Raw genomic sequence first — 11,884 nt, 5'->3', positions numbered from 1 at the left:
CGCCGTTCGGGCCGATCAGCGCGACACGCTCGGGCCCTTGGATCACCCACGAGCGCTCGCCGTCGCCCAGGGTGGCGATGCGACGGCCCGCGGGGACACCGGGGTCGGGCAGGTCGATCTTCACGATGTCGTCGTCGCGCACGCGGCGCTCTGCGACATCGAGGGCTTCGCGGGCGGATGCCTCGCGGTCGGCCTTCTCGCCGCGCAGCTTGCCCGCCGAGACCTGGGCCGCCATCCGGCGTCCGTTCGCGACGATCTTCGGCACGCGCTTCTCGTCGTACGCCTTCTGCCCCATCGCGGCGCGGCGCGAGAGCGTCGTCTCGGCTTCGATGCGCTGGCGCTTCTCGCGCTTGACGGCCTGGCGGGCGGCCCGCTCGGCGTCGCGGGCGGCGCCCTGCTCGGCATCCAGCCATGCCCGCCAGTGCGAGTACGGGCCGCCGAACACCGAGAGCTCGTTCGCGTAGAGCTCGGCGGTGTCATCCATCAACTCGAGCATCGCGGTGTCGTGGCTGACCACGACGAGTGCGCCCCGCCACGCGCGCACCATGTCGTACAGGCGCGCGCGGGCGTCGCGATCGAGGTTGTTGGTGGGCTCGTCGAGCAGCGTGATCTCGGGTGCGCGGAGACGGATGCCGGCGATCGCGGTGAGCACCGCCTCGCCGCCCGACAGCTGCCCGACGCTGCGGTCCAGCATGTCGGGCGCGAGCCCGGCCTCGGCGAGCGCGGCGTGCGCGCGTGCCTCGATGTCCCAGTCGGAGCCCACCGCGTCGAAGTGGCTCGGATCGGGATCGCCCGACTCGATGGCGCGCAGCGCGCGAAGGGTGTCGCCGACCCCGAGCAGGTCGGCGACGGGCCGGTCGACGTCGAGCGTCAGCCGTTGCGGCAGGTACGCGGCATCCGCTGTCCGTGCGATGTGCCCCGCGGAGGGGGTGAGGTCGCCCGCGATCAGGCGCAGCAGCGTGGACTTGCCGGAGCCGTTGCGGCCGACGAGCCCGGTGCGGCCGGTGCCGAACGAGCCGGACACGTCGGCGAGAGCGACGGTGCCGTCGGCCCACGCGAACGAGACCCGGTCGAGGACGATGACAGGTGTGAGAGTGGTGGCAGGCATGAGGCCTCCTGTGTCGGTCATGCGCTGACACGGAGGACCGCGGAATCCGCCCGGAACACCGGGGCCGCAGAGGGGCCCGGAACCGGCGGGGAAGCGATGGTCGACGTGCAGCGCGGAATCTACAAGCGCTGCGAGACGTCGAGGGTCGACGGAGCAGCGCGATTACAGCGCGGTTGCGTCGATCAGCTTCAAGGGAGTTCCTCACCGAGGGGACAAAGGCCGAGAGACACGATAGCGGACGATTCCGGCGGTGGCCAGGGAGCGCGATCAGTCGGCGGCGTCGAGCGTCTGCAGCTGCTTGTCGAGGAACGTGGCCACGTCGGCGATCTCCTGCTCCGAGACGCTGTGGGTGAGGCCCGGGTAGACGCGGCCGCTGAGTTCGGCGTGCGCGGGCAGCCACTGCGTGGTGTGCGCGACGACGAACTCCGGGATGACGTCGTCGTTCGTGCCCCGGCCCCAGAACACCGGCGGGCGCAGCTCGGCGAGCTCGGCATCCCCTGCCACCTCACCGGGCGTGGCGTAGCCCGACAGGTTGACGGCGTACGCGAAGCGCTGCGGCTCGAGGCGCATCGCCTGCAGTGACACTGCACCGCCCTGCGAGAAGCCGAGGAGGCCGATGGATGCCGCACCCGCGGCATGCGCGTCGATCCACGTGATGACCGCCTCGGCGGCGCGGGTCACGTGCGTGGCGTCGCGCCCCTCGAGCCCCTCGATCGGGTACCAGGAGCGGCCGGGCGCCGGCCACGGCGGTGCCAGCGGGGCGGCCAGGCTCGCCACGGCGAACGCGTCGGGGAGGTACTGGCGGAGCGGATAGAGGTCGTGCTCGTCGGCGCCGTAGCCGTGCAGGAGCAGCAGCAGATGCCGTCCGTCGAGGACCGACCGGTCGGTCGACCAGAGCACGGCGTCGGCGTCGAGGACGAGTGCTTCCGACATGCCCCACATCCTGCCATCCGCGGCCGACACCGCGAAGGCGATGCCCGGCGCCGGCGCCGCCGGATCTCGACCGCGCCGATCAGATCTTGATCGGGAACGTCAGCAGGATGCCGACGCCGACGCAGGCCACCACGATCGCCAGGCCCAGCAGGACGCGGCTGATCCACGTCTTGACGTTGCGTTCCGACATCGCCGTCAGGAACAGGACGAGTGCGAACAGCACCGTCAGCAGCGAGTAGTTGTCGCCGCGCTGATTGTTCGTGAGAGCCTCTGTGAACTTCGCGTCAGCGCGCGCGTTCAGCTCGTCCGCCTCCACCTCACCGGGTGGCACGTACTCCTCGCGGATGAAGGGACCGTTCTCCTGCATGCCGTCGGCCTGCCACGCGTCGAAGGCGACCGTGAACCACGGCTGGAAGCGGTCCTGGATGTAGTCGGCGAGCTCGGTGTTGCCCTCGGCCGTCGCGACGACCCATTCGGCGTAGACGGTCAGGTCGAACTGCTGGGCAGAGCGGGCCTGGTCCGCCGCGCCGGCGGCCTGGATGCGGGCGGCCGACGCCTGGCTGAAGGCGATCGACATCTCGCCGCCCCACTTCGACGCCTCGAATCCGCACCAGGCGGTGAGCACCGCCGTCACCGACAACAGGAACACCCCGACGATGTCCTGCACACGGGTCATCCGGCTCTCGGTGCGCTCGTCCGCCATGCCATCCTCCCGGAAACGATGGCCTCAGACTATTGACGCCTCGGCGTCGGCGGCGAGGACGCGCGGTGGAAACCGGAGGGAACGGGTATACAGGAGGCATGTCCGTACGCACTCCTGACCCCGAACCCGCGGGCGACGAGCCGTTCGGCCCGCCGGCGGGGAACATCTCCAACCCCGCGTGGCTGAGCGACATCGAGCTCGAGGAGGCGCGCCGTCGACTGCCGATGCTCTACGTCGAGGGGGTGCCGGTGCGCACCGACGGGATGGGGCAGGTCACGCAGGTCGGGATCCTGCTGCGCGCGACGCCGGTCGGCGAGATCTCGCGCACCATCGTCTCGGGCCGGGTCCGCTACGGCGAGACCGTCCGCGACGCCCTCTTCCGCCATCTCGAGAACGACCTCGGTCCGATGGCGTTCCCGATGCTCCCCCCGCAGCCGACGCCGTTCACGGTGGCCGAGTACTTCCCGCTGCCGGGTATGAGCGCGTACCACGACGACCGCCAGCACGCCGTGTCGCTCGCGTTCGTCGTGCCGGTCACGGGAACGTGCGAGCCGCGGCAGGACGCGCTCGAGGTCACCTGGCTGACGCCGGAGGAGGCGGCATCCGATGCCCTCTCGGCCGAGATGGAAGGCGGGCGCGGCACCCTCGTGCGGCTGGCGCTCGCGAGCGTGGGCGCGCTGCGCTGAGCAGTCCTCGCCACCGCGGGAAATTCCTCGCCAGCTGTCCGAGCCGCCCCATAGGCTCGCAGGGTGAGTCTCGAATCCCTGCCCTTCCCGTCCGACGCCGCCGGCTGGGCGGCCTTCGTCGACGAGCGCCCCACCGTTCGGATCGCCCGCGTGCACGAGATCGACGGTCGGTTGAAGGCCGAGTCCGCGCTCACGACCGCAGATCGCCTGGAACTCTGGAACGACGCCGACATCGCCCTGAGTGCGGCCCTCAGCGAGTCGTATGTGCTGAGCGAGGCACACCCTGACCCGGCCGTGCGCGATCGGGCCGAGGAGCAGGTGCAGACCGTCGAGTCGCTCTCGGCGGCCCGGCTGCTCGACCGCGAGCTGTGGAGCGCGTTCGCCGATGCCGAGACGACCGATCTCGAGGACGATCAGGCGCGACTGCTCGCCCACCTGCTGCGGGACTTCCGCCGCAGCGGTGTGGAGCTCGACGACGCCGATCGCGAGCGCGCCCGGCAGCTGGCCGACCGCGACACCGAGCTGTCGCTGGCGTTCTCGCGCAACATCCGCGACGGACGTCGCGAGATCACCGTGCCCGTCGAGGGCCTGGCGGGCATGCCTCAGGACTTCATCGACACCCACCCCGCCGACGAGCACGGACGCGTGACGCTCTCGACCGACTACCCCGACCTCATGCCGGTGCGCGACTACGCCCACGACCGCGCGACGCGGGTGGCCCTCGTGAGCGCCTACAACGACCTGGCGTGGCCCGAGAACGACGCGATCCTGGCCGAACTGCTCGATGTCCGCGCCGAGCGGGCCCGGCTGCTCGGCTATCCCGACTGGGCGGACTACGAGACCGAGACCCGCATGATCGGCTCCGGCGTGGCGATCCCCGCGTTCCTGTCGCGGCTCGACGACGCCTCGCAGCCGGCGGCCGAGGCGGAGTACCCGCTGCTGCTCGAGCGGCTGCGCCGCGACGTCCCGGACGCGGACGTCGTCTCGATCGCCGACTTCTGGTACCTGCTGGGGGCGATCAAGCGCGAGCAGTACGACGTCGATGCGCAGCTGGTCCGCTCCTACTTCCCGTTCGAGCGGGTGGTCGCGGGTGTGCTCGACGTGATCGGGCGCCTGCTCGATGTCGAGTACGTGCCGGTCGACGCGCCGACGTGGCACGACGACGTCCAGTCGTTCGACGTGATCCGCGGCGGTGAGCGGCTCGGACGCATCCACCTCGACCTGCACCCCCGCGAGGGCAAGTTCAGTCACGCCGCGTGCTTCCCGCTGGCTCCGGGCGTCACGGGCCGGGTCCTTCCCGAGGCTGCGCTCCTGTGCAATTTCTCCCGCGGGCTTCTCGAGCACGACGAGGTGGTGACGTTCTTCCACGAGTTCGGCCACCTGGTGCACGACATCCTCGGCGGGCGCCAGCGCTTCGCGCGCTTCAGCGGAGTGGCGACGGAGTGGGACTTCGTCGAGGCGCCGAGCCAGCTGCTCGAGGAATGGGCATGGGATGCCGGAGTCCTCGCCTCGTTCAGCGGCAACGCCGAGGGCCAGCCCATCCCCGCCGACCTGGTAGCGCGCATGCGCACCGCCGATTCCTTCGGTCGCGCCCTCGAGGTGCGGCGGCAGCTGGGGCACGCGAACGTGTCGTACCACCTGCACGTCGATCGGCCGGCCGATCTGCAGGCCGAGACCGAGCGGCTCTACGCGGCAGCGAGTCCCGTGCAGCCGGTGCCGGGCCTGCACTCCTACGCGGGCTTCGGTCACCTCACCGGCTACGGCGCGTGCTACTACACGTATCAGTGGAGCCTCGTGATCGCGCGCGATCTGCTGAGCGGCTTCGGTGACGGACTGATGGATGCCGCAGCCGCCGGCCGCTACCGCACCGAGGTGCTCGAACGCGGCGGTTCACGGGACGCGCACGACCTCGTGGAGGGGTTCCTGGGCCGCCCGTCGTCGTTCGACGCGTACCGGGAGTGGCTCGCCGGCGCCTGAGGTTCTCGGCGGACGGTGGCGCGATGTAGGGTTCACCTACCCCCTGCGCAGCCACCTGCGACACAACCCCCCGGTGTCGTCGAGGACGGTGCGGCCACCGCTGCTCGCGCGCCCGGCGACATGTTCACCGGCGCCGTCGCGCGGCACGCACGCCTCCGCCGAGAGCACTCGCCGACACAGCAAGCCAGAAGCGGAGACACACCGATGTCCGATCACGCCGTGAGCGCCGGAAATCCGGGCCAGGAAGACCCCACACCCTTCGACAACCTCATCGGCGGCGGCTCGTCCACGACGTCCTTCGGGTCGGGGTTCACGACCACGTTCCGCGGCTACGACAAGGAAGAGGTCGACGCCGCGATCGCCGGACTCGACGCGAGGGTGCGGGCCGCGCAGGACGAGGTCGCTCAGCTGAAGCAGCACCAGCGCCGTGCCGGTGCCGCCGCCGCGCAGAGCCGCGCCAAGGCCGAGCGCCTCGAAGCGGAGCTGCAGGCTGCTACCGAGAAGCGTCAGGCCGAGATCGACGCCGCGATCGCCGCACGCCAGGCCGAGATCGATGCCGCGCTGTTGGCCCGTCAGACCGAGATCGAGCGCCTCGAGGCCGCGCTCGCCGAGGCTGAGGAGAGCCGCCGCACCGAGGTCGCGCGGGTCGCGACCGAGGCATCCGCCGCCCGCGAGGAAGAGGGCGACGTCGTCGCGCGCCTGCGGGGAGAGCTCGAGCTCGCGAACGCCAAGATCGCCGACGCCGAACAGCGCGTGCAGACTCTGAGCGACGAGCTGGTCGGCGCGACCACCGAGTCGCCGAACCGCCAGCAGTTCGAAGAGGTGCTGCGCGTCGCCGAAGACCAGGCGAGCCTGCTCCTCCGCAACGCCACGACGCAGGGCGACCGTCTACTCGAGGCCGCGCGGGAAGAGATCGCGAGCCGCCGGTCGTCGGCGCACGCGGAGGCCGAGGCGATCATCTCGCAGGCGCAGCACGATGCCCAGCAGGTGCGGCTCAAGATCGACACCGAGCTGACCGCGCACGAGGCGCGCGTCGAGCGGGAGGCGGCGCACGCCGCCGAGAAGGTGTCGCAGGCCGAGCGGGAGGCTGCGGCCATCCGCTCCGAGGCCGAGAAGGGTGCGGCCATGCTGCGCTCCGCTATCGCCCGTGAAACGGCGCGCGACCGGTCCGAGGCCGAGGAGGCGGTGCGCGAGCTGCGGCTCCGCGCCCTCGAGTTCGAGGCATCCCTGACCCGCCGGCAGGACGATGCGCACCAGGAGTTCCTCGTGCTGCACAACCAGGCGGTCGCCCACGCCGAGCGCATCACGCAGGACGCCAACGAGCAGGTCGCGGCGTCGCTCGATCATGCGCAGCGCGTGTCGGTGAAGGCCGAGGACTTCGAGCGCCTGATGCGGGCGCAGTCGCAGCAGATCGAGGCCGACGCGCAGCTGCGCGCGCGCGAGCACCTCGAGCGCGCCCACGTGAAGGCCGAGCGCATCATCGACCTCGTGACGTCGCACTCGCAGGCCGTGCTGCGCGACGCCGAGGACCGCACCCGCCAGCTGCGCTGGCAGCAGCACCAGCTCATGAGCTTCATGGCGGAGGTCAAAGAGCTCATCCGCCCCGAGATGCCGCTCCCGTCCGCCGGCAGCGCGGACGATGAGGCTCCGGTAGCCGACGCCGACACGCAGGGGACGGATGCCGCACCCGGCGAGCCGGTCGAGGCCGAGTCCGTCGAGGAGGAGTCGGTTGAGGTCGAGCGCGACGATGCTCAGCCCGTCGAGACGGAGCGTGGCGACGCCGAGGCTGCCGAGGAGTTCGTCGCGGCAGAGGACGCCGCGGGCGACGACGAGGGAGACGCCGACGGCGAGTTGAGCGAGAACGTCCCCGCCGAGCAGAGCGACGAAGCCTTGCAGCGCGACCACGCCGAGCAGGACGACCACGCCGAGCAGGGCGACCACGCCGAGCAGGGCGACCACGCCGAGCAGGGCGACCACGCCGAGCAGGGCGACGGGTCGCGCGAGCACTGACCCCCGGTCGTTGAGCGAAGGGCGCTCTGGCGCCCGAGACGAAACGCCCCGAACCTGGCTGATGCGCCGGGTGCGGGGCGTTTCGTCTCGCTCGTTCCTCGCTCGCTCAACGACCGTGGGGGAGGTGCGGGGCGTTTCGTCTCGCTCGTTCCTCGCTCCCTCAACGACCGTGGGGGAGGTGCGGGGCGTTTCGCCTCGCTCGCTCAACGACCGTGCGGCGAAGGCAGCCAGGTCAGGCGGCGGCGGTCTCGCGTGCGATCGCAGCGATGAAGGCGTCGATGTCGTTCTCGGACGTGTCGAACGCGCACATCCAGCGGACCTCGTTCTTCGCGGCATCCCAGTCGTAGAAGCGGAACGAGGCGCGCAGGCGGTCGGCGACGCCGTCGGGCAGGGTGGCGAAGACGCCGTTCGCCTGCGTCGGCTGCGTGAACGCCACACCGCGGATCGAGCCGTCGGCGAGGCCCGCCTCGACGCCGGCGCGCAGGCGCTGAGCCATGGCGTTGGAGTGCGACGCGTTGCGGAGCCACAGATCGCCCTCGAGCAGAGCCACCAGCTGTGCTGACACGAACCGCATCTTCGACGACAGCTGCATGTCGAGCTTGCGCAGGTACGTCAGGCCCTGCGACGCCTCGGGGTTCAGCACGACGATGGCCTCGCCGAGCATCGCGCCGTTCTTCGTGCCGCCGAAGCTGAGCACGTCGACGCCCACGTCGCGGGTGATCGCACGGAGGGGGAGGTCGAGGGACGCGGCGGCGTTCGAGATGCGCGAGCCGTCCATGTGCAGATGCATGCCGTGGCCGTGCACATGGTCGGCGATCGCGCGCAGCTCGTCGACCGTGTACAGGGTGCCGAGCTCCGTCGACTGCGTGATCGAGACGACGAGCGGCTGAGCCCGGTGCTCGTCACCCCAGCCCCAGGCCTCGCGGTCGATGAGCTCCGGCGTGAGCTTGCCGTCATCGGTCGGCACGTTGAGGATCTTGATACCGCCGACGCGCTCCGGGGCTCCGCCCTCGTCGACGTTGATGTGCGCGGTGGTGGCGGCGATCACGGCGCCCCAGCGGGGCAGCATCGACTGCAGGCCGACGACGTTCGCGCCCGTGCCGTTGAACACCGGATACGCCTCGACGCCCTCGCCGAAGTGGCGCGCCATGACCGCCTGCAGCCGTTCGGTGTAGACGTCCTCGCCGTAGGCGACCTGGTGGCCGTCGTTGGCGGCGGCGATGGCCGCGAGCACCTCGGGGTGGATGCCGGAGTAGTTGTCTGAGGCGAAGCCCCGCAGGTTCGTGTCGTGGATCGTGGTCACGGGTGTCCAATCTAGTTCGCGCGCGGCTGCGCGATGCGCGGCAGGGTTGTCGAGCCTGCCGTCACAGCGAGGGGTCGGTGAGTTCGACGATCGTGTCGTTGGTCTCGGCGGCGGGGGTCGCCCAGAGGTCGGTGAATCTCTGTGCGAGCGCCTCTTCGAGTCCCGAGAGGCTCTTCACACGGAAGACGACGGATGCCGCGGCCAGCGGCTTCCCGGCATCCCGGGCGTCCTTCGCGAACCCCTGCGCGACCGCGCGCGCCCACGCCTCGGTCGCCGCCTTGACCGCGGCGTAGTTCGCGCCGCCCGCGAGCGGACGCCCCACCGCGGTTGAGGACACGACCGCGAGACGCCCGGCGACGGATGCCCGCAGGTCGGCGTCGAAGGCCCGGCTGACGTGACGCAGTGCCGTCAAAGAGCGCTCGAGGAAGCGGTAGTCGTTGTCGCTCTGCCCGGCGAGCCCGCCGCCGCCGCGCCAGCCGCCGACCAGGTGCAGCACGCCGTCGACCGGGCCGTCGGCGGCGTGCACGCGCTCCGCGAGCGTCGTGACAGCAGCTTCGTCCGTGAGGTCGCACACCTCGGTGCGCAGCGCTTCCGAGTCCTGCGCCAGGATGCCGGCATCCGCTCGGACGGCCTCTTCGAGTTCGCGCAGCCGGCCCTCGTCGCGCCCCACAGCGACGACGCGCGCGCCGCCGGCGATCAGGGCGCGTGCGGCCGCGAGGCCCGAGGTGCTGGTCGCGCCGGCGATCACCACGAGTCTGCCTTCGACGCTCATGCTCCTACCCTTCCACGTCGAGATCGTCCGGTCTCGCCCGAACGATTGTCCTCGGCGCCGTCGACCCGGCGCGGCTCAGCCGGTGATCCCGGCCGTCGACTCGATGACGGGCTTCATCTTCTTGTCGAGCGCCTCGAAGAACATCGACAGCGGGAACTCGTCGTCCAGCACGGCGTCCGTGTAGCCCTTCGGCGCGCCGGCGAGGATGTCGTCCGGCAGGCCACGCGCCCATGCCGACGCGGGGTTCGGCGTGAGCGTGGCGCGCACGAGTTCGTACGCCGCGAGCCAGTGGGCGGTCTTCGGCCGGTCGATCGAGCGCCAGTAGAGCTCGTCGATCGCCTCACCCAGTGCGACGACCGCGGCGGGCACGTTCTCCCAGTCGAACGACAGGGCCGTGTCGGTCCAGTGCAGCACGCCCCGCTGGTGCAGCCAGGCGAACAGCAGCTGGCCGCCGAGCCCGTCGTAGTTGCGCACGCGCGTTCCGGTGATCGAGAAGCGGAAGATCCGGTCGAAGATCACCGCGTACTGCACGAGCTTCGCGTGCTCGAGCATCTCCGTCTCGGCGGCATCCAGCGGTTGGACCGGCTCACCGAGTGACAGTGCATCGACCCGCGCCGACAGCCGGCCTTGGATCGCGACGCACTCGCGGAAGGCCGTGAGGTCGCACCGCAGCTCCTCCAGCGAATACAGGAAGTACGGCATCCGCTGCTTGATCATGAAGGGGTCGAACGGCAGATCGCCGCGCATGTGGGTGCGGTCGTGGATGATGTCCCACATCACGAAGGTCTGCTCGGTGAGCGCCTGGTCGTCGAGCATGCGTGCGGCGTCGGCGGGCAGATCCAGCCGTGTGATCTCGGCAGCAGCCCGCACGACGCGGCGGTAGCGCGCCGCTTCGCGGTCCTGGAAGATCGCGCCCCACGTGAACTGCGGGATCTCGCGCATCGCGACCGTCTCGGGGAAGAGCACGGCGCTGTTGGTGTCGTAGCCCGGGGTGAAGTCCAGGAAGCGCAGCGAGACGAAGAGCTTGTTGCCGTAGTCGCCGGCCTCGAGCTGCGCGATGAACTCGGGCCAGATCACCTCGACGAGCACCGCCTCCACACACCGGTTCGGCGAGCCGTTCTGGGTGTACATCGGGAACACGACGAGATGACGGATGCCGTCGGCCCGGTGCTGCTGCGGCTGGAAGGCCTGGAGCGAATCCAGGAAGTCCGGGATGCCGAAGCCTTCGCCCGCCCAGCGCTCGAAGTCGCGCACCGATGCGGCGAGGTACTCGGCGTCGTGCGGCAGCGCGGGGGCGAGGGCGCGGATGCCAGCGATGATGCGGGCGACGTGGGAGTGCGCGTCGACGTGGGATGCGGCATCCGGAATCGAGCCGTCCTTGACCTGCAGGGCCCGGAGCGCGGTCGCCGCCGCCTTGAGCTGCAGCCACGCCGCACTCGTCTCGGCCAGTCCGGCGTCCTCGACGACCTCGGGTTCGCCGACGATGACCTGCATGGTGCGGGCATGGATGGACATGTGAACCTCCGATCTGCGAGTCGAGGACGATCTCGCCTCCGATTCTACGGGATATCTTCCTGTCAAACATGCCATGGACAGGAAGAGTTCCTGTCGCGGCGAGCGCGCGCTGATAGCCTCGGAACATGAGCGAAGACGGCCCGGCACGCCTCGACGACGACATCGACGAGGGGATCGTGCGCGAGGTCTCGCGCAACGCCCGGGCCACGCTGGCCGAGCTGTCGGCCGCCGTCGGGCTCTCGGTCTCGGCGGTGCAGACGCGGCTGCGGCGGCTCGAGGCTCGCGGTGTCATCACGGGCTATCGGGCGCTCGTCGACGCCGAAGCCGTCGGAAAGCCGCTCGCCGCGTTCGTCGAGATCACGCCCCTCGACCCGGGGCAGCCCGACAACGCTCCCGAGCTGCTCGAGCACCTGTCCGAGATCGAGGCCTGCCACTCGATCGCCGGGGACGCCAGCTACATGCTGCTGGTCAGGGTCGCGTCGCCTCGGCATCTTGAATCGCTCATCCGCGACATCCGCTCGGCCGCATCGGTCAACACACGGACGACGGTCGTGCTGCAGACCTTCTACGAGAACAGGCCCGTCCTCCCTGCGTGAGCGCGCGGGTAGCCTCAGGAGCATGCCCACCTCACCCGAGTCGTCTGCGTTCGCCGACGGCAGCGGCGTGTTCATCGTGCGCAACGTGGCCTCCGGCACCGCCGTCGTTCGGGCAGACCCCGCCGACACGTTCGCCGAGCGCCTGCCCGCGGCCACCGTCCACGAGCTGGCCGAGGGGGAGGACCTCGCCGAGGTCGTCACCGCTGCGATGGGGTCTGAGGCGCCGCCCGCAGTCCTGGGCGTCTACGGCGGCGACGGCTCGGTCTCCCGCATGGCGGGGC

Annotated in this window: 10 protein-coding genes and 1 pseudogene; 5 read left to right on the top strand and 6 right to left on the bottom strand. The window is 70.8% G+C overall.

Translation table 11 applies throughout. The features are described from left to right. The 3 genes from B1729_RS19775 to B1729_RS19765 form a co-directional block, all read right to left on the bottom strand. Positions 1-1,108 (bottom strand): ATP-binding cassette domain-containing protein (locus B1729_RS19775; RefSeq protein WP_163634524.1); only part of this gene is annotated, 1,108 nt, incomplete at its 3' end. Between the two features lie 267 nt (positions 1,109-1,375). Next, a complete protein-coding gene (locus B1729_RS19770) occupies positions 1,376-2,041 on the bottom strand; it encodes an alpha/beta hydrolase-fold protein (RefSeq protein ID WP_163617687.1) in 666 nt (221 codons plus the stop codon). 79 nt (positions 2,042-2,120) lie between these two features. Beyond that, positions 2,121-2,744, bottom strand: a complete 624-nt coding sequence (locus B1729_RS19765) for a hypothetical protein (RefSeq protein WP_163634522.1) — start codon at positions 2,742-2,744, stop codon at positions 2,121-2,123. A 98-nt stretch (positions 2,745-2,842) separates the two neighbouring features. On the opposite strand from B1729_RS19765, the gene B1729_RS19760 reads away from it, so the two are divergent. The 3 genes from B1729_RS19760 (at position 2,843) to B1729_RS19750 (ending at position 7,417) form a co-directional block, all read left to right on the top strand. Next, a complete protein-coding gene (locus tag B1729_RS19760; RefSeq protein WP_163617689.1) occupies positions 2,843-3,430 on the top strand; it encodes an NUDIX hydrolase family protein in 588 nt (195 codons plus the stop codon). A gap of 63 nt (positions 3,431-3,493) precedes the next feature. Continuing rightward, positions 3,494-5,407 carry a M3 family metallopeptidase gene (locus B1729_RS19755; RefSeq protein ID WP_163634520.1) on the top strand — a complete coding sequence of 638 codons (1,914 nt, stop codon included), beginning with the start codon at positions 3,494-3,496 and terminating at the stop codon, positions 5,405-5,407. A 204-nt stretch (positions 5,408-5,611) separates the two neighbouring features. Continuing rightward, positions 5,612-7,417, top strand: a complete 1,806-nt coding sequence (locus tag B1729_RS19750) for a hypothetical protein (protein WP_239539729.1) — start codon at positions 5,612-5,614, stop codon at positions 7,415-7,417. Positions 7,418-7,649: 232 nt separating this feature from the next. On the opposite strand, the gene B1729_RS19745 is transcribed toward B1729_RS19750, so the two are convergent. From B1729_RS19745 to B1729_RS19735, 3 genes are all read right to left on the bottom strand, one after another. Next, positions 7,650-8,720: a low specificity L-threonine aldolase gene (locus tag B1729_RS19745; RefSeq protein ID WP_163634518.1), complete on the bottom strand. Its 1,071-nt coding sequence runs from the start codon at positions 8,718-8,720 to the stop codon at positions 7,650-7,652. 61 nt (positions 8,721-8,781) lie between these two features. Then, positions 8,782-9,492: an SDR family oxidoreductase gene (locus B1729_RS19740; protein ID WP_163618796.1), complete on the bottom strand. Its 711-nt coding sequence runs from the start codon at positions 9,490-9,492 to the stop codon at positions 8,782-8,784. A gap of 75 nt (positions 9,493-9,567) precedes the next feature. Further along, a complete protein-coding gene (locus B1729_RS19735) occupies positions 9,568-11,007 on the bottom strand; it encodes a DUF6421 family protein (RefSeq protein ID WP_163634516.1) in 1,440 nt (479 codons plus the stop codon). Positions 11,008-11,132: 125 nt separating this feature from the next. Between B1729_RS19735 and B1729_RS19730 the strand changes: the two genes are divergently transcribed. Next, positions 11,133-11,603 carry an Lrp/AsnC family transcriptional regulator gene (locus B1729_RS19730; protein ID WP_163618798.1) on the top strand — a complete coding sequence of 157 codons (471 nt, stop codon included), beginning with the start codon at positions 11,133-11,135 and terminating at the stop codon, positions 11,601-11,603. Positions 11,604-11,625: 22 nt separating this feature from the next. After that, positions 11,626-11,884, top strand: a pseudogene (locus B1729_RS19725) (hypothetical protein); the annotation flags it as partial.

This window comes from Microbacterium sp. B35-04 (genome assembly GCF_010634885.1).
In the GTDB taxonomy this organism is placed as follows: Bacteria; Actinomycetota; Actinomycetes; order Actinomycetales; family Microbacteriaceae; genus Microbacterium.
The sequence above is the reverse complement of the archived record's forward strand: the minus strand, read 5'-3'. Positions and strand labels throughout refer to the sequence as shown.